Annotated in this window: 20 protein-coding genes and 1 pseudogene; 15 read left to right on the forward strand and 6 right to left on the reverse strand. The window is 63.0% G+C overall.

Going from position 1 to position 23,700, the window contains the following annotated elements; genetic code table 11:
* Positions 1-10: 10 nt before the first annotated feature.
* The 3 genes from AC4D2Q_RS14570 to AC4D2Q_RS14580 all read left to right on the forward strand — a co-directional run bounded on the left by AC4D2Q_RS14570 (position 11) and on the right by AC4D2Q_RS14580 (position 2,797).
* Complete coding sequence (locus tag AC4D2Q_RS14570) at positions 11-610, forward strand: V-type ATP synthase subunit D (protein WP_490947226.1); 600 nt, start codon at positions 11-13, stop codon at positions 608-610.
* A 118-nt stretch (positions 611-728) separates the two neighbouring features.
* The gene (locus tag AC4D2Q_RS14575; protein WP_490947227.1) at positions 729-1,199 is read left to right on the forward strand and encodes a DUF2809 domain-containing protein; all 471 of its coding nucleotides are present in this window, start codon (positions 729-731) and stop codon (positions 1,197-1,199) included.
* 272 nt (positions 1,200-1,471) lie between these two features.
* Positions 1,472-2,797 (forward strand): M14 family zinc carboxypeptidase, encoded by a 1,326-nt coding sequence (locus AC4D2Q_RS14580; protein ID WP_490947228.1) that lies wholly within the window; start codon positions 1,472-1,474, stop codon positions 2,795-2,797.
* A 141-nt stretch (positions 2,798-2,938) separates the two neighbouring features.
* Here AC4D2Q_RS14580 and trpS read toward each other — a convergent pair whose 3' ends face one another.
* Positions 2,939-3,982 (reverse strand): tryptophan--tRNA ligase, encoded by a 1,044-nt coding sequence (gene trpS / locus AC4D2Q_RS14585; protein WP_490947229.1) that lies wholly within the window; start codon positions 3,980-3,982, stop codon positions 2,939-2,941.
* Positions 3,983-4,165: 183 nt separating this feature from the next.
* Positions 4,166-5,332: an acetyl-CoA C-acetyltransferase gene (locus AC4D2Q_RS14590; RefSeq protein WP_490947230.1), complete on the reverse strand. Its 1,167-nt coding sequence runs from the start codon at positions 5,330-5,332 to the stop codon at positions 4,166-4,168.
* A 297-nt stretch (positions 5,333-5,629) separates the two neighbouring features.
* Between AC4D2Q_RS14590 and AC4D2Q_RS14595 the strand changes: the two genes are divergently transcribed.
* The 10 genes from AC4D2Q_RS14595 to AC4D2Q_RS14640 all read left to right on the forward strand — a co-directional run bounded on the left by AC4D2Q_RS14595 (position 5,630) and on the right by AC4D2Q_RS14640 (position 16,619).
* Complete coding sequence (locus AC4D2Q_RS14595; protein ID WP_490947375.1) at positions 5,630-7,210, forward strand: peptide chain release factor 3; 1,581 nt, start codon at positions 5,630-5,632, stop codon at positions 7,208-7,210.
* A gap of 47 nt (positions 7,211-7,257) precedes the next feature.
* Positions 7,258-7,641 (forward strand): VOC family protein, encoded by a 384-nt coding sequence (locus AC4D2Q_RS14600; protein ID WP_490947231.1) that lies wholly within the window; start codon positions 7,258-7,260, stop codon positions 7,639-7,641.
* Between the two features lie 123 nt (positions 7,642-7,764).
* Positions 7,765-8,085: a hypothetical protein gene (locus AC4D2Q_RS14605; protein WP_490947232.1), complete on the forward strand. Its 321-nt coding sequence runs from the start codon at positions 7,765-7,767 to the stop codon at positions 8,083-8,085.
* Between the two features lie 180 nt (positions 8,086-8,265).
* On the forward strand, positions 8,266-9,657 hold the full coding sequence (locus tag AC4D2Q_RS14610; protein ID WP_490947233.1) for a DUF6421 family protein: 1,392 nt from the start codon (positions 8,266-8,268) through the stop codon (positions 9,655-9,657).
* On the forward strand, positions 9,658-10,428 hold the full coding sequence (locus AC4D2Q_RS14615; RefSeq protein ID WP_490947234.1) for an SDR family NAD(P)-dependent oxidoreductase: 771 nt from the start codon (positions 9,658-9,660) through the stop codon (positions 10,426-10,428).
* Between the two features lie 83 nt (positions 10,429-10,511).
* Entirely contained in the window at positions 10,512-11,594 is a 1,083-nt protein-coding gene (locus AC4D2Q_RS14620) for a threonine aldolase family protein (protein ID WP_490947235.1), read from the forward strand.
* A gap of 515 nt (positions 11,595-12,109) precedes the next feature.
* Positions 12,110-13,288: an AAA family ATPase gene (locus AC4D2Q_RS14625; RefSeq protein WP_490947236.1), complete on the forward strand. Its 1,179-nt coding sequence runs from the start codon at positions 12,110-12,112 to the stop codon at positions 13,286-13,288.
* Positions 13,289-13,458: 170 nt separating this feature from the next.
* Complete coding sequence (locus AC4D2Q_RS14630) at positions 13,459-14,118, forward strand: HNH endonuclease (RefSeq protein WP_490947237.1); 660 nt, start codon at positions 13,459-13,461, stop codon at positions 14,116-14,118.
* Between the two features lie 451 nt (positions 14,119-14,569).
* On the forward strand, positions 14,570-15,199 hold the full coding sequence (locus tag AC4D2Q_RS14635; RefSeq protein WP_490925988.1) for a DUF3000 domain-containing protein: 630 nt from the start codon (positions 14,570-14,572) through the stop codon (positions 15,197-15,199).
* Positions 15,200-15,311: 112 nt separating this feature from the next.
* Complete coding sequence (locus tag AC4D2Q_RS14640; protein WP_490947238.1) at positions 15,312-16,619, forward strand: HRDC domain-containing protein; 1,308 nt, start codon at positions 15,312-15,314, stop codon at positions 16,617-16,619.
* A gap of 103 nt (positions 16,620-16,722) precedes the next feature.
* Here AC4D2Q_RS14640 and AC4D2Q_RS14645 read toward each other — a convergent pair.
* A pseudogene (locus AC4D2Q_RS14645) lies at positions 16,723-17,871 on the reverse strand (S41 family peptidase); the annotation flags it as partial.
* Between the two features lie 106 nt (positions 17,872-17,977).
* Between AC4D2Q_RS14645 and AC4D2Q_RS14650 the strand changes: the two are divergent.
* Complete coding sequence (locus AC4D2Q_RS14650; RefSeq protein ID WP_490947239.1) at positions 17,978-18,409, forward strand: GNAT family N-acetyltransferase; 432 nt, start codon at positions 17,978-17,980, stop codon at positions 18,407-18,409.
* Positions 18,410-18,634: 225 nt separating this feature from the next.
* Here the strand turns inward: AC4D2Q_RS14650 and AC4D2Q_RS14655 are convergent, their stop codons facing one another.
* Complete coding sequence (locus AC4D2Q_RS14655) at positions 18,635-20,431, reverse strand: bifunctional metallophosphatase/5'-nucleotidase (RefSeq protein WP_490947240.1); 1,797 nt, start codon at positions 20,429-20,431, stop codon at positions 18,635-18,637.
* A gap of 198 nt (positions 20,432-20,629) precedes the next feature.
* Between AC4D2Q_RS14655 and AC4D2Q_RS14660 the strand changes: the two genes are divergently transcribed.
* Positions 20,630-22,453: an immune inhibitor A domain-containing protein gene (locus AC4D2Q_RS14660; protein ID WP_490947241.1), complete on the forward strand. Its 1,824-nt coding sequence runs from the start codon at positions 20,630-20,632 to the stop codon at positions 22,451-22,453.
* Between the two features lie 91 nt (positions 22,454-22,544).
* Here AC4D2Q_RS14660 and AC4D2Q_RS14665 read toward each other — a convergent pair whose 3' ends face one another.
* Positions 22,545-23,129, reverse strand: a complete 585-nt coding sequence (locus tag AC4D2Q_RS14665) for a GNAT family N-acetyltransferase (protein ID WP_490947242.1) — start codon at positions 23,127-23,129, stop codon at positions 22,545-22,547.
* On the reverse strand, positions 23,093-23,647 hold the full coding sequence (locus tag AC4D2Q_RS14670) for a GNAT family N-acetyltransferase (RefSeq protein ID WP_490947243.1): 555 nt from the start codon (positions 23,645-23,647) through the stop codon (positions 23,093-23,095). Before AC4D2Q_RS14670 ends, AC4D2Q_RS14665 begins: the two co-directional genes overlap by 37 nt.
* Positions 23,648-23,700: the final 53 nt, after the last annotated feature.

The following is a 23,700-nucleotide window of genomic DNA, read 5'->3' on the forward strand; positions in this document are numbered from 1 at the left end:
CGGACGCGTCGTGAGCGGGTTCCGCAGCAGCGGCAGCCGGGCGGACAAGGCCGACATTGAACGCCGCCTGGCCACCGCCACCCGCGGAGCTGAACTGCTGGACCGCAAACAGCGCATCCTGCAGCGCGCCATTGAAGGGCTGCAGGGCGAGGCCGACGCCGCGCGGCTGGCCTGGCAGGAGCAGGCAGCCCTGGCGGCGGTGTGGCTGCAGCGGGCTGCCGGGCTCGACGGCTCGGACCGGATCAGTGAAGCCGCACCGGATACGCCCGCAACCGTACAGGTGCAATGGGGAGGGGCCATGGGCATTTCCTATCCCCAGGGTGCTGAATGCGTCCTGCCCGCTGCCGCACCGACGGGCGGAAGTTCAGCCCTCGCCTACGCCGGCGCCACGCATCGGGACGCCCTGCAGGCAGCCGTGGCGGCGGCGAGCGCCGAACGGGCCCTGCAACTGGTGACCCGTGAACTGGTGGCCACCCGCACCCGGCAGCGCGCCGTGGAGAACAGGTGGATTCCGCTGCTTCACGAACAGCTGGCGGAGATTGGCCGGAAGATCGCGGAACAGGAGCTGGAGGAGAGCCTGCGGCTGCGCTGGTCAGCCGGGCTGATCTGATTATTGTGCTGATCCGGCTTTCCTCATTCAGGTAACCGCCAGCAGCCGGTCCATTTGTCTGCACCCCGCTCTCACCCGACAAACCGTTGGTGCTGAACCTCTGGGGTAGATTGCGACCATGTCCTCCCTCCGACGAGCGTCCTTCCCGGACCGCTCCGTGACCTCCCGCCGGCTCCTGCTGGCCGGAGCGGCCGTCACAGTAGTGGGCGCAGGACTCTGGGCACGCGTCGCCCTTGCCGGATCCGCCGGAGATGCCGCGGGCGGAATCCTGTACGCGGTGCTGATCTACCTTCTGCTGGCATTTGCGGCACCCCGGGCTCGCTGCTCTGCAGTGGCCGCTGCCGCCGTCGTGCTCTGCGTCCTGGTCGAGCTGTTCCAGCTCACCCCCTGGCCCGCGCAGTGGGCCCTTGAGTGGCCGCCGCTGCGTCTGGTGTTCGGAACAACGTTCAACCCCTGGGATCTGCCCGCCTACGCGGCCGGCGTTGCCGCGGCCTGGTGTGCCGATTCGGCGGTGCAGCTCATTGCAAACAGAAGATTGGCGGGAACGGTTCCGGGTGTTCGGATTTCCGGCTCCAAATCGGAACAGTAATCCTCAACGACCTCCGGCGCCATGTTGGCCCTGAGAATTCGTCTTTTAGTGAGCCATCCTCCAAAACTGCTCCGGCGTTATGGCAGGTTGAGCGCATCGCATGGCGCGGTGCACTCACCGTTTGCGAATGCGATGGCATCACTCGCAAAGGGGATAATCGAATGCATTTCAAACGCTCAGCGTTATTAATTTGCGTCACCTCATTATCAGGCGCCCTGCTCACCTCCGGACATGCACCGGTGACATCTGCCGTGCCACGGACCGTAGCCGGTGTGACATCCCTGTCGGATACCTCCGCGGATGAGCTGAAGAGGACCTTGGAGGAAGCCCCCACCAGCATCCAGGACACCTCGGTCCGGGCAACGGCTGCGAAGGTCCAGGACCTCAGGACGCCGTTCGAGATCAGCAACGGCGCGGCATGGACGTCAGTGGCTGAAGCCCGGAAGTTCAACCAGCAGCTCGACGACAGCAGTCCACGGGTCAAGGTGGAACGGATCGGAACCTCGGGGGCCAAACAGCCGATTCAAATGGTGTCAGTCGGATATCCGGAGCCCAAACCCGTTTCCGAGGCCGCTAAAGGATCCGTGATTCTCTTCAACTGCTCCATTCACGGTGATGAGCCTTCCGGCAGGGAAGGCTGCATGCAGCTGGCACGGGACATGTCTACTACGACAAATCCTTCCTGGATCCGCCTGCTGAAAGAAACCACGGTGCTGTTCACCACCATTAATCCTGACGGGTGGCAGGCCGACACCCGCGGCAATGCTGCCGGTGTTGATATCAACCGCGATTTCCTTGCACTCTCCACACCCGAAGCCCGCGCCCTGGCCAAGGTCATGCGTGACTGGAAGCCGGATGTCCTCAATGACCTGCACGAATTCGGCCCAAGGGAGTTTTATGACTCACAGGTGCTGGCGTTGTGGCCGCGCAACCGCAACGTGGATCCGCAGATTCACGATCTCTCCAAGACCATGGTGAATGACTATTCCCTGGCGCAGGTCGCATCCGACGGCTACACCACGGGCATCTACGGACAACTGGTCAAGGACGGTGTTCCCTTCCAGCAGATCGCCGGCGACGGGCAGGGCAGGATCCTCCGCAACTACGCTGGTCTCCGGCACATCACGGGCCAGTTGACCGAAACCGCCAGCGATGCTGTGACCCCGGAGGAAGAAAGCGACGTGACGCTGCTCAACCGGCGCCGCGTGGCGGGTCAGTATGACAGTGCCGTGGGCTCGGTCTCCATGCTCATCGAGAACCGGCAGACCCTGGCGCAGGCATCAGTCGATGCCGCGAGCAAGGCTGCCCAGGCCGGTGCCGAACGCTCCGGTGTTGTGTACTTCGACGGCCAGGATGACATGCTGCCCACCACCCCTGACGGTGCAGAGCCCCACCCGATGTGCGGTTACCAGCTCTCCGCCACTCAGTTGACGGATCTGCGGCCGGTTCTGGAACTGCACGGCATTACGTGGAAGAGAAACAGGGACGGAGCCATTGTCACCATGGCCCAGCCCGCCAAGACTCTCATTCCGCTGATCTTTGATGCGCGTGCACCGTTCAACGTCAGCGAAGCCACCCCGCTGGACACCTGCCCCTAAAGGAGAACGCGTCAAGAAGATCGGATTCTCCGGACAGGACCACGCCGGAAAGGGAGACCGTCATCGGTGATGGCGGTCTCCCTTTCTGCCATGCGGGTGCCATGCCGGCTCTCGGACCGGTCCGGTGATGGCACGACGCTCTCACTCGTAGCGCGTGCCCATCGCCGTCCGAACCTCATCCAGGGTTTGCTCGGCCACCTGATTGGCCCGATCATTGCCCTGCTGCAGAATCTTCCCGATGAAACCCGGGTCTTTGGCCAGCTCAGCCCGCCGCTCGCGGTGGCCGGCAAGGAAGCCGTTGACCGCCTCCGTTGTTCTTTTCTTGAGCGCCCCGCTGCCGGCGTCCCCGATGCTTTCCGCCACCTCCTCCGGCGTCTGCCCCAGACACAGGGCTGCAGTGGAGAGCAGGGCTGACACTCCGGGACGCGACGCGGGGTCAAAACTGATGCGGCGCTCCGAATCAGTGGGAGTTCGGCGAATGACCTGCGCTGTTTCGTCAGCAGACATCCCCAGCGAAATCGCGTTGCCGTAGCTTTTGGACATCTTGCGCCCGTCCAGCCCCGGCACCTCGGGAGCAGAGGTGATCAAAGCCTCCGGCTCCGGAAAAACCCTGCCGTACCGTTCGTTGAAGCGGCGCGCAATGACGCGCGTCATTTCAACGTGCGGCAGGTTGTCCTTCCCCACCGGCACCAGGTTTCCTTTGCAGAACAGAATGTCCGCAGCCTGATGCACGGGATAGGTCAGCAGGAGCCCGCTCAGCGCCCGCCCGGAGGCAGCCAGCTCCGACTTCACCGTGGGATTGCGGTGCAGCTCTGCTTCAGTGACCAGGCTGAGGAACGGCAGCATCAGCTGGTTCAGTGCCGGAACCGACGAATGGGTGAAGATCGTCGTCCGGTCCGGATCCATCCCGGCGGCAAGATAATCGAGAACGGCACTGTAGACGTACTCGCGCACCCGCGGCAGGGAATCGCGGTCCGTAATCACCTGATAGTCGGCAAGCACCAGAAAGGCTTCCACCCCGGCGCGCTGGAGCCTGATCCGCTCCACGATGCTTCCGAAAAAGTGACCGAGATGCAGGAAGCCGGTGGGGCGTTCACCGGTGAGGACCCGATAGTCCCGGGGCGATTGCAGGATGGTCTGCGAAAGCTGTCGGGAACGCTGTTCCGCAGCGGCAAATGAATTCATGGCTATTCCTCTAACTGAGCGTGGAGGGCTGCACAGCGCTGCGGACAGCGGAGAAGGAACGCGTCGCGGGCTGCCGTGCAGCCCGCGGACATGATGAATGAACCGGCTGCCTAGTGCAGCCGCCACCAGCTCATGGGGCAAAGGTTCATGCGCCCCATACTAACCCCGGCCGGAGAATCTGCCCTACAGCCGGAAGCTCTCATCGAGGCGTTCAATGATGGTGACGTTGGCCTGGCCGCCGCCTTCGCACATGGTCTGCAAACCGTAGCGTCCACCGGTGCGCTCGAGTTCATGCAGCAGGGTGGTCATGATCCGCGCACCGGTGGCACCAATGGGATGCCCCAGGGAAATACCGCCGCCGTTGACGTTGACCTTGTCCAGGTCCACATCGAGTTCGCGCTGCCAGGCCAGCACCACGGAGGCGAAGGCTTCGTTGATTTCCAGCAGGTCAATGTCGTCCAGGCTGATGCCTGTCCTGCCCAGGGCGTGCCGCGTGGCTTCGATGGGCGCGCTGAGCATCATGATGGGGTCGTCGCCGCGGGCCGAGATGGAATGGATGCGTGCCCGCGGCTTGAGGCCGTACCGGCGCACAGCGTCCTCGGACGCGAGCAGCAGCACCGCAGCGGCGTCCGAAATCTGCGACGACGTGGCAGCGGTGAGACGGCCGCCGTCGGACAGCGGAGCCAGGGACTCGATCTTGGCGCGGTTCGGTTCCCGCGGGCCTTCGTCCGCGCTGAGGCCGTTCAGCGGCAGGATCTCCCGGTCAAAGCGGCCCTGGGCCTGGGCGGCGAGCGCCCGGACATGGGATTCGACGGCGAAGTCCTCCATCTCGGAGCGGGTCAGGCCCCACTTGTCCACCATCATTTCCGCCCCGATGAACTGGGAGACCTGCTGGTCCCCGTAGCGCTCGGCCCAGCCGGCGGACCCGGCGAAGGGATTCGGGAACCCGAGCTCGCGGGCAGCGGTGTTGGCGTAGCCGATGGGAATTGAGGACATGCTCTGCACTCCGCCGGCCAGGACCAGATCGCTGGTGCCGCTCATGACGGCCTGCGCGGCATAGGACACCGCCTGCTGTCCGGAACCGCACTGGCGCTCCACCGTGGTGCCGGGAACCCGTTCGGACAGCCCGGCCGCCAGCCAGGAGGTGCGCGCAATATCCATGGCCTGCGGACCCACCTGGTCGATGGCGCCGAGGATGACCTCGTCAAACTCCGCTGAATCGATTCCGGTGCGCCGGACGGTCTCGGCAATCACATGGGCGGCCATGTCGGCCGGGTGAATGGTGCTCAAACCGCCGTTGCGCCGGCCCACCGGGGTGCGCACTGCGTCGATAATGAATGCTTCAGCCATGGAACAGGCCTTTCGTCGTCGTAAGAGCTGCTGCTTTCCCCCCACAGTAAAGGACGACGGCGACGGCGGCACCCGACTGCCGGTATGCGCGCCGGCAAGCTGCCGCGAGCTGCGCCGTCGGGCCCCGGCCCCGCACCGGCTAGAATGGAAAGGCTGCCATCACTGGCAGCACCGCCGCGAGTGTCCAACCCCCGCGGCCACCTACCCACCACACGTGAAAGCAGCGGAGTGTCCTTACAGGTTCAGCCCACCGTCAGCGCCACCACCAGCCCGGCCGGCAAATCGGCGAATCAGGCCATCGCCCGGGAGTCCTCCCGGCGACGCACCTTTGCGGTGATCTCACACCCCGACGCCGGTAAGTCCACGCTCACCGAAGCGCTGGCCCTGCACGCCCGCGTAATCGGCACCGCCGGTGCCACCAACGGCAAGGAAAACCGCCGCGAGACGGTTTCCGACTGGATGCAGATGGAAAAGGACCGCGGCATCTCGATCAGCTCGACGGCCCTGCAGTTCGCGTACCGCGACACTGTAATCAACCTGCTGGACACTCCGGGCCACGCCGACTTCTCCGAGGACACCTACCGTGTGCTGGCCGCCGTTGACTGCGCCGTCATGCTGGTGGATGCAGCCAAGGGCCTGGAAACCCAGACCATGAAGCTCTTCGAGGTGTGCCGCGCCCGCAACCTGCCGATCATCACCGTGATCAACAAGTGGGACCGTCCCGGACTGGATCCGCTGGCCCTGATGGATGAGATCACCGAACGCACCGGGCTCACCCCCATGCCGCTGACCTGGGCCGTGGGCATCGCCGGGGATTTCCGCGGTGTCTGGGACCTGCAGAAGGACGAATACGTCCACTTTGAACGGCAGAACTCCGGCGCCTCCCTGGCCAAGGAAGAACACCTCAGCCCCGAAGACGCCCTCGCCCGCGAAGGCGACGTGTGGGAAGACTCCCTGGGCGAAGCCGAGCTGGTCATCGACGGCCGCGAGTTTGACCGCGATGCGTTCCTGGCCGCCAAGGCCACTCCCATCCTGTTCTCCTCCGCCGCACTGAACTTCGGCGTGAAGCAAATCCTGGACGCACTGGTGGATCTGGCGCCCTCCGCCGGACCGCGCGAAGACAAGGACGGCGGACTCCGCCCGGTCGAGGCCCCGTTCTCCGGGTTCGTCTTCAAGGTCCAGGCCGGCATGAACAAGGCCCACCGCGACCACGTTGCCTTCATCCGTGTCTGCTCCGGCATCTTTGAGCGCGGAATGGTGGTCACGCATTCCAACACCGGCAAGACCTTCGCCACCAAGTACGCCCAGCACCTGTTCGGCCGTGAACGCGAAGTGATCGACCAGGCCTACCCGGGCGACGTCGTCGGGCTGGTAAACGCTTCGGCCCTGCGCGTGGGCGACAGTCTGTACGTTGAGGAGCCGGTGGAGTACCCGCCCATTCCGTTCTTCAGCCCGGAACACTTCCGCGTGGCCCGGTCCAAGGACCCCAGCCGCTACAAGCAGTTCCGGCGCGGGATCGACCAGCTGGAGCACGAAGGCATCATCCAGGTGCTGCGCTCGGACCGGCGCGGAGATCAGGCTCCGGTGCTGGCCGCCGTCGGCCCGATGCAGTTCGAGGTGGTGGAGGACCGCATGACGCAGGACTTCAACGCCCCCATGCGCTACGAGCAGCTCTCCTACTCGCTGGCACGGCTCACCACGCCTGACGCAGCGGAGATCCTCTCCAACGTGCACGGCGCCGAAGTGCTGCAGCGCACCGACGGTGCGTTCCTGGCGCTGTTCAACGACGTCTGGGCACTGCGGCGCGTGGAAAAGAACCACCCCGAAGTGTCGCTGAGCGTCATCGGCACCGAATCCCCCAACAGCCGGAGCTACTAGGGCGTGTTGCTAAACGTGGCCTGATTGCTTTTCCATAGCATGAGCCCATGGACAAGGTTGTTTGGTGGGAAGTCGAGACGACCGATCCGGAGCTCTTTCAGGAGTTTCATGCGGCGCTGTCAGGTTGGTCTTTTGAGCCTGCCTTCGGGGACACCGAGTTGGGTGCGGACTACTGGATCATCAAGGCAGGCGATCGCGGAATCGGTGGGCTTCAACGGGCCGAACCGGCGGCATCTCCTCCGTCTGCAGGACCACGATTGTATGTGGCTGTCGATGATCTTGAGTCAGCACTCGACCGTGTTGCTGCGCTCGGCGGCCTGATAGAGCGATCCCGGGTTGCTTTGGGTGCCGACGATCGGTGGTTCGGCATTTTTCGAGATCCAACCGGGGTGTCCTTCGGCATGTGGACCGAGCACGCCAGACGGCCGTGAGACATGGTGTCGCGTGAGGTGATGTCTGACGAAGTGTGGGCTGTGACCGGCGTGCCGCACCAAAACGGACCGCCCCGTATAGGCTCGCTGACGAAAGCGACATACGAGCCGGCGGAGGACGCAATGAGACAGATAAAGCAGCTCGCGGGAACCGTGCTCTTCGTGGTGGCGCTGGCCGGTGCCCTCACTGGGTGCAGCGCCGACGGCGACCTCGAGTTCAGCAACGAGGGCCCTGAGGCCGTGACGGTCTCCACCGGGGACCAGGAATTCACCGTCGATGCCGACGGCGGAGTGGTGATCCTGGATTACGGCTGCAGCGAGGATGACATCAGCGTTCAGTTCCCTTCCGGCCAGGAGACTGTCCTCAGCGAACGGGTGTGTCCGGGGCAGCAGGTTGTCATCGGGGACGGCACGGTTGATCTGCAGCCCTCTTCCTCCTCCTAATACGCCTGTGACCCGCAGCACACGTTACGGTCACGGCCCTGACCGGGAACCCCGAGCATAAGGAATGCTTACCTCTACCCCGAAACAGCGTAAGCGTTAGTTTTTCGTGAGTATGCTCTTCGCAATACTTCACTGCCGCTCCACTGCTTCGGGGCGGCCTCCCTCTGGAAGGTCGCAGCCATGTCTGTCCACGCGTTCCCCTCGCTTTCCCGCCCGGATTTTGCCGCCGTTCCCGCCGGCACTGCACCGGAAACCTCCGAGGCCTGGCAGGCGCTAAAGCAGGCCGCCACCGACCTGCAGCCGCTGCAGAACAAGAACGGCTCGGTCGACCCGGAAAACCGCAGTGCAGCGGAAGATTTCATTTCCGTCATTGCCGCCGCCGTCCAGGCTCTGGCTCCCGCTTTTGAGCACGACGCCGAATACCTCCGCCTGCTGGTCAGCGACCTTGAGCGCTGGGTTGCCGACGGACTGGGCGAACCGGATTTCCTGGACTCCCTGCTCGCATTCTCCCCGCAGCTGGACCGCACGGACGGACTGCAGCACCTGGTCCTGTTCCCGATGTACACGCAGAACGGTTCCACCAACCGCTACGTGGAAGCCGTGCTGATCGAAGTGGTATGGCCGGAGTTCGTCAGCGAGCTGGAAGCCGGCGAGTACTCCAACAAGCTTTTTGTCCCGATCCGGTTCCTCGATTTCACCCCCGGCTATGACACCAACTCCGCCGTGCTGTTCCCCGAAACCGTGGCCGTCCGCGAAACCCCCAGCTTCACCTGGGGCGCCATCTTTGCCGACCGCGAGGCTGCCCGGTTCCGACGCGTGCTGCGTGCCGCAGCGGAGATCACCTCCCTGCAGCTGCCCGAGGACGCCGCCGCCCTGCTGGATGACCAGAAACTGGCCCAGGACACCTTTGTCATGTGGGATCTCATCCATGACCGCACCCACATGCGCGGCGATCTTCCCTTTGATCCGTTCATGATCAAGCAGCGCATGCCGTACTTCCTCTACTCCCTGGAGGAACTGCGTTGCGACCTCACTGCTTTCCGTGAAGCCGTGAAGATCGAAAAGGACGAGGACGCTTCCCCCGAAGCTCGCAAACATGCCACGCTGGTCCAGTACGCGGTGATTTTTGACCGGATCTTCCGGTTCGCCATTACAGGCAGCCGGGTGCGCAACTATGACGGCCTCGGCGGCCAGCTCCTGTTCGCCTGGATGCACCAGAACCACGTCCTGCACTGGACCGACGGCAAGCTGAGCATCGACTGGGAAGACGTGGCCGACGTCGTTGTCCGCCTGGGTGCAAACATTGAGGAACTGTACTGGCGCTCCATCGACCGGCCGAAGACCGCCCACTGGTTTGCCGCCTACGATCTGGTGTCCGCCACACTGACGCCCAACCCGGCCTCCGTTTGGGCCAAGGGCCCGGACGCCCTGCCGCTGGACGGCCCGCCGCGCGGGCTCACCGACCAGGTCCTGGACGACGAATTTCCGCTGTCCATGTTCTACGAAGCGCTGTCCAAGAAGATGGCTCCGGTCATCGAGTCCACCTCGGGAATTACAGGGAGTTCAAAGTAAATGAGCACTGAGCCGGCCGCAGGATCTGTTACCGCGTCCTCCGTCCGCGGACGCACCGTCCTCGTGGCCGGCGCCGCCTCGCCCTCCGGCGTGGCGGTCTGCAAGGCACTGGAAGCCGCCGGGGCCAAGGTGGTGGCAGTGGGCCGCGACGCCGCCCGGCTGGAAAACACCCTCTTCGACCTGTTCGACGCGGACCTTCGCACCTGCGATCTGTCCCGTCCCGGCGACGTGGACGCACTGTCTCAGGATCTGCAGGAGATGTACGGCGGCATCGACGGCCTGATCCATCTGGTGGGCGGCTGGCGCGGCGGCGGCGGCATCACCGGACAGAAGGAAGATGACTGGGACTTCCTGCAGACCAACATCCTGCAGACGCTGCGCAACGTCAGCCGCAGCTTTTATGACCAGCTGGCCGCGTCCGACGACGGCCGGCTGGCCATTGTGTCCTCCACCGCCGTGGAATCCCCCACCGCCGGCGGTGCCGGATATGCGGCAGCCAAGGCCGCGGCCGAGGCCTGGGTCCAGGCCATCGCGCAGGGGTTCCGCCGGGCCCAGTCCGGCGCCAAGGAGAACCCGCAGCCGCAGCACTCGGCCGCCGTCGTGTTTGTGGTCAAAGCCCTCGTGGACGACTCCATGCGCGCGGCCGAGCCGGACCGGGACTTCAGCACCTACACCGACGTACAGACCCTGGCCGATGCCGCCGTCGGCCTCTTTGGCCAGGATGCCGCGCAGCTGAACGGACAGCGCATCTCGCTGGTTCCGCAGCGCTGAGCTGCACTGGCTGCGCCGGACCGCCTGCACACTCCGGCACTGCCCGGACAAAACCGAACACCCCGTAAGAGATACTGGACACTGTGACCAACATTTCCCCCCTGCATGACATATCCATCCGCGCGTTTGCCTCCGACAACTACTCCGGAGTGCACCCCGAAATCCTGGATGCGCTGACCGCCGCCAACCAGGGCCACCAGGTGGCCTACGGCGAAGACGTGTACACGGCCAAGCTGCGCGAGGTCCTGTCCGCGCACTTCGGCAGCCAGATGCGTGCCTTCCCGGTCTTCAACGGCACCGGCGCCAACGTCACCGCCCTGCAGTCCCTGCTGCCGCGCTGGGGTGCCGTCATCTGCGCCTCCACCGCCCACATCAACGTGGACGAGAACGGTGCACCGGAGCGGATCGGCGGCATGAAGCTGCTGCAGATCCCCGCCGCGGACGGCAAGCTGACGCCCGAGCTGATCGACCAGGAGGCCTGGGGTTGGGGAGATGAGCACCGCGCCCAGCCGCTGGCCGTGTCCATCACCCAGTCCACGGAGCTCGGCACCCTGTACACCGTGGAGGAAATTACCGCCATCGCGGAGCACTGCCACAAGCACGGCATGCTCCTGCACATGGACGGCGCCCGGCTGGGCAACGCCGCTGCGGCGCTCGGCGTGGGCATGGGTGCGATGACCACCGACGCCGGCGTAGACATCCTGTCCCTGGGCGGCACCAAGAACGGCATGATGTACGGCGAGTGCATTGTCTCGCTGAATCCGGAGGCCTCCCCCGGCCTGGATTACCTGCGCAAGATGAACATGCAGCTGGCCTCCAAGATGCGTTTCATTTCCGCCCAGTTCGTCACCCTGTATGAGAACGACCTGTGGCTGCGCTCGGCCTCGCATGCCAACGCGATGGCGCAGCGGCTGCGTGCGGCCGTGGAGAAGATCGACGGCGTGGAGCTCACCCAGCCCACCGAGTCCAACGCCGTGTTCGCGAAGCTCCCGGCAGGAGTTGCCGACCGCCTGCGCACCGCCTTCCGCTTCTACGACTGGGACCAGGCCACGGGTGAGGTGCGCTGGATGTGCACCTTTGACACGTCCGAAGCCGACGTCGACGCCTTCGCCGAAGCAATTGCCCGCGAGGTTGCTGCGGATCCCGACGTTCCAGGGGACTCGTGACACAGCTAATGCCGGTCCTGAGGTCTGGCGAACTAAACTTAGACTTTCACGACACTGCCGATACTGAGCTACAAATACGAAGTTTCAGACTACTCGTCGATCTCTAAGTCTATCGTCCTACTAAAACGCTGAAGTGATCCCAGACCAGAAAGACAGGCCACGTGCTTACACCCCCCAAACAAAGTGGGAAAAGACTGACTGTTATAGTACAAAACCGGGAATTTTTGCCTGCGCAAAACCAAACGTACCCTTGTCTTGTCCTCATCGTCGACAAATGGGACGATTTCGGATACAAAACGCTCTTTGACGCAACTCTACATTTGTCATTTGGTCAGTCCGTCGATCTTGGCGGAGTAAAAATCCTCCATTACGACTATCCGAATGAGCCTTTTACTACACGGCTGCCTAGCACCTTTAATCAACTAGGCGTAGAGTTTTGCTCGCTAGGAACGCTTGACTATTATGAGAAACTGAACGATCTCAGCAAGGAAACTCGCGACCTTTATCTTCGGTCAATGAATGACGTCGTTTTCGATCAAGCCATCAGGGACCGTTTTTCTGATAGGCCTGGATTTGAGGAGTCTCTACTTCGGAGCTCGTCTGCAGCCGCAGCACTTGCGAATGCATCCATTTTGATATCACCCGGTGATCCAGTAGATCAGGAACTCGGACTAACGTATGTGACGCCTGATGGAGCCTCACTTCCACTACACTTCACAAGCAGCCCTATTGTGCCCGGCCGTATAAACGCAGTGATCGGATACAACGGTGTCGGAAAGACAACAGTACTAGCGAATATTGCTCAAATTGCTGCTTCAACGCTTAAGCGCCGCGATGAAAAGGAAATCTCCGAGACATACGGACGCTTCGTTGGTAGCCTACAAAGGTTTCCAACCACTATTGCTGTGTCATACAGCGCCTTTGACACATTCAGAGTTCCACCGATTGGCTTTCGTGAACCGACGGAAGACGACACAAACGAGGAACCCTTTGGATACTTCTATTGCGGCCTTCGACGACATGATGACCCTTCTTCACCTAATGAACTAAAGTCTGAAACGGAGCGGCTAAGCGAACTTCGTGAGGCAATCTCACTCATTACAACGAGCGCCAGGAACGAAGCTTTGGATGAGGCTCTTGAGCCGCTTCTCAATGAGCCGTCATTCCGGAGGTCGGGGACAGACTTTTCGTTCCAAGACAGTTCTTGGGAAGAGAATTTCAGATTGTTAAGTAGTGGCCACCAGATCGCGCTGGCTATGATCGTGCAGCTGGTCACCCACATGAGGATAGGCTCATTAGCGCTTATAGATGAACCTGAATCCCACCTTCACCCGCCGCTACTTGCAGCTCTAATGAAGGGCATAGGAGTGGCTCTAGACAAGACATCATCGTTCGCGGTAATTGCGACCCACTCTCCAGTGGTTATCCAAGAAGTACCAAAGTCTTGTGTCCACGTCCTGAGGCGAATCGATACTGTAAGGAGATTTGAAAAACCCGTTCGGGAGACATATGGAGAAAACTTGGAGATTCTTACCTCTGAGGTATTCAACTTGGACAATATGGAAAGCTCCTATGAAGGGGTACTTCAAGCCATGGCTTCGAACATGACCCTAGCTACGATTGAAGACTTGTTTCCCGACGGCTTGAGCGGACAAGCACGCGCGATTTTGATGCAAGAGGGCATTCAGTTCTAATGCTATCGAAGACACCGCAGCCTGCATATGACTCAGAGGCCCTATTTCTGTCGATGTTCCCCACGGCCGACAATGTCGACCTAGCGAATCTCAGAAGCGTGGAGAGGCGGATTTTAGCTGCGTACCGCACATACGATGCTCAACAGGGAAGCAGTGCAAGTATTCTGCCAATGTCTAATATTAGTCAAGGTCTAGAAGATGCATTGACACGATGTTTCAATCGTCTCGGGAATAAAGGTATAAATCCCTCGAACGTGCGCCAATTACTCATTGACGCTGTACCCGTTTGCCCTTATTGCGGCTTTGGCGAGAGTGCCGAACTGGACCATGTTCTTCCGCGTTCGGTTTGGCCTGAATTCATGATCCATATAAGCAACTTGGTGCCCATATGCGGTAAGTGCAATAAGCATAAACTGAATCGTAGTTTTCTCACTTCCGGATGGTCGTACCGTCATCCTTATTTCAGCCGTGAACTGCCAGACAGATTCTTATTCGTTGACGCCATCATTACAGGTTCTAATGTAAAGTACGAGTTTTCAGTGCAAGATCCTTCAGGAATGCACCCCTTTACTTTATTGGAAGTCAGTTCCGCCTTCGAGTCTTTTCATTTGGATGAGCGTTTTAGTAGGCGGAGTATCCAGCTATTAAGCGGCCGTTCCCAGAAAATTAAATCATTGCATTTTACGTTGGGACCCAAGGGGGTTTCAAAATATTTCATGAGCGAAGGTTATTCGATCGCTCAATCGCGGGGAGTAAATTATTGGGAGGCGGCACTGTATATCGATTTATCTAAGAACGAGGAATATTGTGACTTTGGCTCGTGGCAATGACTTGCTAGGATTAAGATATTGCAGTGTCAGGCCATCAGTTGTAGAACTCTCGAGCTAGTAAGTAAGGCTCTACTGGATGAGTCATCCAGCACCTCATCCTCGTGTTGAGGAGGGACTCTTACAGCCCGATATAGTCAGTCTGTGTACCATTAGGTCGCCAGTGACTCTATCGCCCTTGCCCTGGCCTACTCAGTCGCGCACGCACGCACATATTTGCCGTGCTAGCGGCTGACACGGGGCTCCCGGTCTTCACGCATAAATATGTACAGCGCTGCAGTGAGACGCAATTAAAGGCTACCCAAAGCCTATGGCACCGAATCCTCCGAGGCGACTGGAGTCTTCCCCAAAGACAGACCCCGAGGCCTACGCTGGACAGGTAACGAATGGGTCACGGCGGCGAGCCCGTCCCGTGGTCTGAACCGCGCGCCCGTAGTCTGCGAAGGTGAGTGCAATCGGTGACTTATCACAAGTACCCCCAGACTTCCTGAAAGCCCTCGGTTCCCTGCGGCGTGCACGGTGCCGCCCGGAGCTGCATCTGAACGAGATTCCGGCTCCGGCCCGGCTGGCGCCGTTTGCCGTGTCGCTCGGTGCGGAGATCCTGGCGAGCGGACCGCTTGCGCGCGATGAAGGACTCGGCCACGGCCCGTCCGGGATCGTGATTCCGGAGCAGACCGAGCTGGCCACCGGCCGCTTTATCCTCCTGCACGACCCCGAAGGCTCCCCCGTTTGGAACGGCACTTTCCGGATCGTCACCTATATCCGCGCCGAACTTGAACCGGACATGGGCAACGATGAACTGCTGGGCTCTGTGGCGTGGACCTGGCTTGTGGACGCCCTGCAGGAACACAACGCCGGATACTCCCATGCCGGCGGAACTGCCACCCGCATCCTCTCCGAAAGCTACGGGACCCTGGCCGGCCGCGGAGACGCCATCGACATTGAGCTGCGTGCCTCCTGGACCCCGGATTCGGCTGATGTGCAGGCACATTTGGAGGCCTGGTCGGACATGGTCTGCACCTTCGCCGGACTGCCTCCCCTGCCCGACGGCGTCACTCCCCTCCCGCGGGTACGCCGAAGCTAACCCTGTGCACCCCAACTCCGGCACCAAACCGGTGCCCAACCCCGCGCAGAACGCCGCCCGCAGGCACCGACTGTCAGCACGGCTCTGCCGGACTCGATAGACTGGACTCCTTATGACCGCGCAGATACCCGGCTCCGCCACGCACACCTCTTCCGCTGACCAAACCGCCGACCCGAACGCCGAGCCCGTTGCGCTCCCGCTGCTGGAGGCACCGAAAGACGGGGTGCCGCTGGTCATCGATACTCCCCGCGGACTGGAACGGGCCGCCAAGGCACTTGCCTCCGGAACCGGCCCTGCCGCCGTCGACGCCGAACGCGCCTCCGGTTTCCGCTACGGCCAGCGGGCCTTCCTGGTCCAGATCCGCCGCGAAGGTTCAGGCACCTGGCTGATTGACCCGGAACCGTTCGACAACCTGGACATCATCAACGATGCGTTGAAGGGCGTGGAATGGATCCTGCACGCAGCCACCCAGGACCTTCCCTGCCTGTCCGAACTGGGCATGTGGCCGGACAAACTCTTCGACACGGAACTCGCCGCACGCCTGGCGGGCCTGCCGCGCGTGGGCCTGGCCGCCGTCATCGAAAACCTGCTCGGCTTCACCCTGGCCAAGGAACACTCGGCCGCCGACTGGTCCACCCGCCCGCTGCCCGAGCCGTGGCTGCGCTACGCCGCCCTGGACGTTGAGGTCCTCGCGGAGCTTCGGGTGGAACTGATCAAGGTGCTCGACGACGCCGGGAAGCTCGCCTTCGCCGAAGAGGAGTTCGAAGCGATCCGCACCGCACCGCCGTCGGCCCCGCGCGTGGACCCGTGGCGACGCACCAGCGGGATGCACCAGCTGCGTGACCGGCGCCAGCTCGCCGCCGTCCGCGAACTGTGGACTGAACGCGAACACCTGGCGGAAAACCGCGACACTGCGCCGGGACGGCTCATTCCTGATTCCGCGATCGTCGCTGCCGCACGGGCCATGCCCACCACGGTTCCGCAGCTGCTGGGCACTCCGGGCTTCCACGGCCGCGCCGCGCAGAAGGAAGCACCGCGCTGGATGCGCTGCATATCGGCGGCCCGGTCCACGAGCGACCTGCCGCCCCTGCATATCCCCACCCACGCCCCGCCGCCTCCGCGGGTCTGGGCCAAGAACGATCCGGCCGCCGCAGCCCGCCTGCAGACGGCCAAGCCGCGTCTGGCCGCACTTGCGGAGAAGCTGAATCTGCCCATCGAGAATCTCCTGACCCCCGACACCCTCCGCCGGGTCGCCTGGCGTCCCCCGGCTCAGATCAATCTGGAGTCCATCAGCGCGGCGCTGCGTGATCTTGGTGCCCGTGAATGGCAGATCGAGCAGACGGCTGCCGTGCTCGCCGTCGCGTTCCTGGATCCGGATCCGCTGGTGGAGAAGGAAAAGGACGCCGCCGCGTCCCGCTAAGGCTGTCGGTCGTCGTGGACCGCTTCAGTGCGGCCGCGGCGAACAAACCGTCAAAGTCTGCGGCCAGGGACTCGGCGGGCAGGTCCACGGCCACCGGAAGGTCCGGCTGGATTCCGCTGAAGTCCACGGCAGTTCCCCAGTCATTGGCCTGGGAGGACAAGCGAATTTCCAGCCCGCTGGCCGGCAAAATGTACGGTCCGGCATTGCCGTAATCGATGATGCCGTAGCTGGGCGCACCCACGAGGGCAGCGCCGAAAGATGCCCGCAGCATCAGCGCCGCGGATTCTCCCGATGACCCGGTGCCGCCGTCGATCATTACCATCATCCGGCCGTCCCATCCCGCGGTGCCGGCCGCTCCCGGATCCCCGGTGCCGTCGTCGCCGTTCCAGGGCGTTTCCGCACTGTCACTGATCCTGATTTCGTCGTCGCGAGCAGGCGGAGCGGACCCCTGCCGGAGGGCATCGGGAACCCCGTGTCCGGTGAGCCGCAGCCACACCAAGTGATTCCAAAAGATGAGCGGCGTGCCGTCCATCAGCGTCATCCCGCGTTCCCTGCAGACCGGAGCGGACTGCCGCGCATACGGCGCCAGCCAGGACTGGACATAGGAGTCGTCGCCACCCCCGTTCCCCCTCAGATCAACGAGGATTTTCGCGTGGCTGAAATCTTCAGCATGGTTCGCAGCCCCGGCCAGCAGTTCCTGCTCTGCTCCGTCGGATCCATCCAGGCTTCGGGCCCGGATGATCCTGACACCCATACTGGTCCATGCCTCCCAGGCCGGACCGGGGTCAGAGCCCTGCTGCGCTTTCCGGGCCGAATGGGCACCCGCACTGTGGCGGACATGCAGGTGTCCGTCCTGCAGGGCAAGGGCGAGGTCCCGGCCAAGGGTTCCGGCACATCCGGCGCGGGTGGACGGACGGGTCTCCCGCAGATAGCTGACCCAGCGGTCCACCACCTCGTCGGTGAGCCGTCTTTTCGCCGGATCCAGCACCACGGCCATGTGCCTCTTCGCCAGCAGGTCCCGGAGTTCAGCTGCGTCACGGAGGTAGTCCTGCCAGCAAGCCGGCGTGTCCGGTCCGTCAGCCGTGTCCTGCAGGCGGCGGATCAGTTCAGGGCTAGCGGGGTCCAGCATCCACGGCAGGCCCGATTTGTTGGCCGGGAGGTATCCGGTCCCCCGGCCGGGCGGTCTTCCAGGCGCGGTGGTCTTGGTCGTGCTGTCCGCTGGCGCGCTGCCGTTCCGTGTTACGTTCCCCATGACAGAGAACTATGGCAGAAGAGTCCGCGCAGGCGCATGACGACGCAGCGCGGGTACCTATACCGCCAGCCCGTCAGGCTGACCGAGCCGCCGCTAGGCTGGGGCCATGGAACTTGAATACTCCGACGGATCAGACCTGCCCCTTGCCGCCGTCGTGCGGCTTTATGATGCGGTGGGCTGGAGCGCGTACACCGAAGACCCGCCGAAGCTGGCCGCTGCCCTCGCCGGTTCCACGCTGCTGGCCGTGGCCCGCGACGGGAACGATCTGGCGGGTCTGGCCCGGGTTATCTCTGATGGTCATTCCATCTGTTATCTCCAGGATGTCCTGGTTGATCCGCGGTACCAGCGCACCGGGCTCGGCAGGAGTCTCGTCGAGCTCGTTTTGGCGCCCTATGCGCATGTGCGGCAGAAAGTCCTGCTGACGGATACCGAGCCGGGGCAAAAGGCCTTTTACGAATCTCTCGGCTACCGGCAGGCGGGCGGAGACGCCGACGACGGCGGGCTGCCGCTGCGGGCGTTTGTCCGCTTCGATGCGTGAAACATGGCAGGAGGAACCGGGGCAGGGGACGACCCGGTGATGGTGCGGCCCTCCGACCTTGCAGGCCTGCGCAAGGCGCGCGCCTCCGAATTCCAGTTCCGCTTCAGCTCTGTCTGGCGGGCCGTAAAACGGCTCTCGGCCAAGTTGACAGAGAGAAGCCGAAGCGGGCTGAGATCCACTGCCCGCTTCGGCTTCGCTGCTATGTTCCGGTGTTTTCTTCCGGTGTTACTCGAAGACCGGCACGCCGTTGCGCACCAGCTGCCAGTTGTTTTCCGCGAAGTCCGCGGGGTTAACCGATCCCTGGGCCACCACGTAGTCGATGAGCAGCTGACGGATTTCCGTCTGCTGGTTCACGAGCACCGGAGCGCCGGCGATGTAGGGGAAGTTTCCGCCGCCGGACTGCCGGTAGTTGTTGGTGGCCACGGCGAACCGCTGGGCCGGGTCCAGCGGAGCCCCGTTGAAGCTGAGGTTCTGAATGCGCTGCCCTACCGGCTTGGAGATGTCGATGTCATAGGACACTCCGGACATGATGTCGTAGTTGTAGTCCGGGGTTCCGTCGGCGTTGGTCAGCGTCTCGGGATCCACCGGGGCTCCCGGTGCGGTCTGGACGAAGTACTTGGCCGAGTACTCCAGGTACTCCCGAACCTGGGCTCCGGTCATTTCCACTCCGAAGAGCGTATTCGGGAACACGTACAGTCCGGCAAGGTCGCGGATCGTGACCGGGCCGGCGGGGATTTCCGCGGTGCGGCTGAAGGGCGCGGCAATGGACAGCACCGGCAGGTCCGCGTTGGGTCCGCCGTCGAGCGCGCGGTCCACCGCCTGAGCCTGCACGTAATTCACGAAGTCCATCACCGCGGTGTCGCGGTAGCGGGATTCACGCGCGGGCATGGTTTCGGTGGCAGTGCCAACGGGGGTGTTGACGTAATCGATGACACGCTGGTGCTGTTCGGCCACCAGCTTGGAGATTTTCGGATCGGCAACTGCCGTGTTGGCGTTGAGCAGGGACGACGACGCCGCCGTCACGTCCCACTGGCCGCGCACCTTGGTCAGTTCAAAGTCCATCACGGACAGGCGCATGCCCCAGTTCAGCGGCTCGGTGAGCAGCACCTGCTCGCCCGTGGTTTTGTTGGTGACAAAGCGCTCCGGTATTTCCTGATGGGCATGTCCCACCAGGATGGCGTCAATGCCGGGGACTGTTTCGGCCAGCTGCGTGGACGCGTTTTCCAGGGGCAGCTCACTCCCATAGGACGAGGTTCCGGAGGTTCCCGAATGGGAACTGACCACCACAACGTCGGCGCCGCGGGCCTTCATTTCCGGCACGTATTTCTGTGCCTGCTCAACAATTCCGGGGAAGACAAGCTTGCCCTCCACATTGTTCTTGTCCCAAATGGCCACACCGGGGTTCGTCACTCCGAGGATGCCAACCTTGACGGGCTTGTTGCCCTTGGTTTTGACCGTTTTGATGATGTACGGAGTAAATGCGGGCTTGCCCGACTTTGCATCAACCGCGTTGGCACCGAGCAGCGGGAAGTTCAGCTGCTTTTCAAATCCGCGGAGCATGTCCAGCCCGTAGTTGAATTCGTGGTTCCCCAGCGCGGCAGCGTCATAGTCCATGGCATTCATGGCCGCCGCCATGGGGTGGATTTCGCCGGTCTCGGTGATCGGCTCCGTGTTGGCAAAGTAATCAGTCAGTGAGGTGCCCTGAATCGTATCCCCGGCATCAATCAGGAGGGTGGATTCCCGCCCGCGGTCGGCGCGGACGGAATTCACCAGGGTGGAGATCTTGGCGAGGCCCACGTCATTGTGTGCGGCGTCGTCGTATTCGCCGTCCTTGAAGTAATCCCAGTTCTCCACGTACCCATGCAGATCAGAGGTGCCCAGCACGGTGACGCTGGTCTTTTGATCCTTGCCTGCATGCTCCGGCGGCGCCGCTGCCGCAGGGGTCATGGAAACAAGTGAAACTGCCACGGCGGCGGTGACTGCGGTGGCAGCACCCCGGCGTCGGGCGGATGAAAACAGCAATGTAAACAACTCCTAGTAGTACGTATAAAAGTCCCCCTAGGCACCCTTACAGGTTAAAGGACAATTCCAACAGAGGCGCGTGCCAAATGACGATGATTTTTGCGGAAATTACTTCCAAAGACACCCCGGGTTTCACGGTTTGGTTCTCCGGACATACTTTTATTCCACCTCACTTCACACCCGTTCTAAGGGGACCAATTGGTTAAGAAACACGGCAATGCCCGGCAGGCGGCCATACTGGCCGTCAGCGGAGCCCTTCTTCTTTCTCCGGCGACGGCCGCTTTCGCGGCTCCGTCCGCTCCGCCGCCGGCACCTGAAAACAGCAGCTCCTTCGGAGCCCCGGGAGCCAACGGCACCGCTGCCAAGGCCGATGACCGCACGGACACCGCCGAGGAACAGCGGCGCACGCTCAACCAGCAGGCGGTGGAAAAGGTGGTGCGTGGCGAAGCTCCCGTGCAGCAGCGCGGCGGCTCGAAGTCCGTCCAGGTGGCACCCGGGCAGTGGGCCCAGTACGGGCTGGAGGACAGCGACCAGATCCTGTCCTTCCTCATTGATTTCGGCACCCAGGTGGACCCGCGCTTCCCTGCCTCCACACCCGGTCCGGTGCACAACCAGATCCCGGAGCCGAACCGCAGCGTGGACAACTCCACAAACTGGCTGCCCGATTTCAGCCGTGACCACTACCAGGACATGTTCTTTGACACCGAGGGCGAGTCGCTGAAGACCCTCTATGAAGAGATGTCCAGCGGACGCTACACGGTGGACGGCGATGTCAGCGAGTGGGTGACGGTCCCCTACAACTCCGCCAGCTACGGCCAGACCGAAAGCCAGGCGGACATGACCCGCTTTGTCCAGGACGCTGCGGACGCCTGGTACGACGCACAGCTGGCCTCCGGCAAGTCAGCCGCCGACATCGACACGTATCTGGCCGGTTTCGACAAGTGGGACCGCTACGACTACAACAACAACGGAAACTTCGATGAGCCTGACGGCTACATCGACCACTTCCAAGCCATCCATGCCGGCGAAGGTGAAGAAGCCGGCGCACCGGAATCGACCATCTGGTCACACCGCTGGTCCGTGGGCCAGGCCGGCCGGGGCACGCAGGGCCCGGCCGCCAACCCCTTCGGCGGCATCCGCATCGGCGACTCCCAGGTGTGGATCCGGGATTACACCACCGAGCCCGAGAACGGCGGCCTGGGTGTCTTTGCCCACGAGTACGGCCATGACCTCGGCCTGCCCGATCTCTACGACACGGCCGGCGGAGACAACGGCACCGGCTTCTGGACTCTCATGAGCTCCGGTTCCTGGCTTGGCCGCGGCACCGGTTCCATCGGGACCACCCCCAACCACATGGGCGCCTGGGAGAAACTGCAGCTGGGCTGGCTGGACTATGACGTAGCCACCGCCGGCGTGAAATCCACGCACATGCTTGGCCCGTCCTACCACGCCACCAAGAAGCAGCAGGCCCTCGTGGTCAATTTGCCCAAGGACGCCCAGGGCAACGGCCGGTATTACCTCGCGGAGAACCGTCAGTACGTCGGATACGACGCCACGCTGCAGACCGGACCGTACAACTTCGGCTGGGCACTGAGCTCTCCGGACCGGGTGGAGCACTTCCCGTACCAGAACGGCCTGCTCGTGACGTACTGGAACGCCGGACAGCGCAACAACAACACCAGCCAGCACCCCGGCGCCGGACTGGTCCTTCCTGTCGACGCCCGCCCGCAGGCCCTGAAGTGGTCCGACGGCGTGGTTGCCCGCAACCGCTTCCAGAGTTTCGACGCCACGTTCGGCAAGGAAGCCACTGATCCGCTGAGCCTGCACCGGGAGACCGCGGCCGGCATGACCACCCTCAATGTTCCGTCGCGTCCCGGCGTTGCCGTCTTCAACGACAGCAACCCCAATGCCTACTACGACCCCGCCAACCCGCAGGGCAGTGTTCGGGTAGCCGGGTCCGGCACCAGCATCGAGGTTATTCAGAGCAATTCCAAGGGCATGATGACCGTCAAGGTCAAGTAGCACCACACCCCGGGGGCCATCAGCAGAGGCCCTGAACCGGAAGCCCGGGCGGCAGGTGTCGGAGAGCAGATCTCCGGCACCTGCCGCTTTTTCATGGAGCAGTTCCGGTTCCCGGCGCCGGCAGGCCGCCCTCCCACCGTTCCTCGCCGTCGTCGTCCATCCGCCCGGTGGGACTGAGGCCGAGCTTCCGCGCCACGGCGGCCGAGGCCCGGTTCCCCGGATGAATAGAGGCCGCCGCGGACCCGCCTGTGCGCGGTGCCAGCCAGAGCAGCATGGCCCTGGCTGCCTCGGTGGCAATTCCCTTGCCCTGGTGCGCCTCGCCCACCACCCAGGCGATGTACGACGTCGGTCCCGCGGCCTCCGTGACCACGGTGGCCTGCACAAAACCTACCGCTGTGCCCGTTTCCCGGATGATCCAGTTCAGCCACGTCTCGCCGCTGTCCCTGGACGCGCCCACGCACTGGGAGGCGTAGCGGCCGGACAATTCCTCCACTGTTGGGGCCCGGCCTCCGATGTACCGGTAGATGCCCGTTCCGGCCAGCACTGCGGTCATCTCTTCTGCGTGATGAACGCCCAGCGGTTCCAGCGTCAGACGGGGTGTGGTGATGAGCCCGGCCCTCAGGGCTGGATCCGCGCCGGTCAAAGGATCCGCTGGAACAGCAGGTGGTCCTGCCATTGCCCGGCAATCTTCAGGTACTGCGGCGCCAGGCCGATCCGCTCGAAACCGGACTTCTCCAGAATCCGCTGGGACGCGGCGTTTTGCAGCAGCGTGGCCGCCTGGATGCGGTGCAGGCCCAGGATTTCCCGCGCAGTCTCGACGACGGCGGCCACTGCTGCGGTGCCCACACCCCGTCCGGCGCAGCCCTCGTCAATCCAGTAGCCGAGATTGGCTGACTGGAAAGGTCCGCGGACAATCCCGGTCAGGGTAATGGTGCCGATGATCCGCCCACCCTCGGAAAGGATCATCGGCACCTCGCTGCCCGCCTGATGCAGGGCCAGCTTGGCGTCGATCACGGCCTGCTGGCCTGCCTCGGTAAAGAAGGAGTCCGGCCGCACCGGCTCCCACGGCGCCAGATAATCCCGGTTGCGCCGGTAGGTGGTCGCGAGCCGGTCAGCGTCATCGGGGCTCAGTACGGTGAGCGTGATGCTGTCCAGCAGCGTGGCGGCGGGGAAGTCCTGCGAGTTGGTAAGCACGCCACAGCCTACCCCGGCGCTTGCCTGCCGACCCGGCAAGTTGCTTACTGACC

This window comes from Arthrobacter sp. TJ-178, assembly GCF_058269275.1.

Coding starts and splice junctions, on each gene's coding strand:
- AC4D2Q_RS14650 (WP_490947239.1), top strand. CDS start 17,978: ATGGAACTTGAATACTCCGACGGATCAGACCTGCCCCTTGCCGCCGTC.
- AC4D2Q_RS14590 (WP_490947230.1), bottom strand. CDS start 5,332: ATGGCTGAAGCATTCATTATCGACGCAGTGCGCACCCCGGTGGGCCGG.
- AC4D2Q_RS14600 (WP_490947231.1), top strand. CDS start 7,258: ATGGACAAGGTTGTTTGGTGGGAAGTCGAGACGACCGATCCGGAGCTC.
- AC4D2Q_RS14575 (WP_490947227.1), top strand. CDS start 729: ATGTCCTCCCTCCGACGAGCGTCCTTCCCGGACCGCTCCGTGACCTCC.
- trpS (WP_490947229.1), bottom strand. CDS start 3,982: ATGAATTCATTTGCCGCTGCGGAACAGCGTTCCCGACAGCTTTCGCAG.
- AC4D2Q_RS14630 (WP_490947237.1), top strand. CDS start 13,459: ATGTCTAATATTAGTCAAGGTCTAGAAGATGCATTGACACGATGTTTC.
- AC4D2Q_RS14665 (WP_490947242.1), bottom strand. CDS start 23,129: ATGGCAGGACCACCTGCTGTTCCAGCGGATCCTTTGACCGGCGCGGAT.
- AC4D2Q_RS14605 (WP_490947232.1), top strand. CDS start 7,765: ATGAGACAGATAAAGCAGCTCGCGGGAACCGTGCTCTTCGTGGTGGCG.
- AC4D2Q_RS14640 (WP_490947238.1), top strand. CDS start 15,312: ATGACCGCGCAGATACCCGGCTCCGCCACGCACACCTCTTCCGCTGAC.
- AC4D2Q_RS14610 (WP_490947233.1), top strand. CDS start 8,266: ATGTCTGTCCACGCGTTCCCCTCGCTTTCCCGCCCGGATTTTGCCGCC.
- AC4D2Q_RS14615 (WP_490947234.1), top strand. CDS start 9,658: ATGAGCACTGAGCCGGCCGCAGGATCTGTTACCGCGTCCTCCGTCCGC.
- AC4D2Q_RS14625 (WP_490947236.1), top strand. CDS start 12,110: ATGAATGACGTCGTTTTCGATCAAGCCATCAGGGACCGTTTTTCTGAT.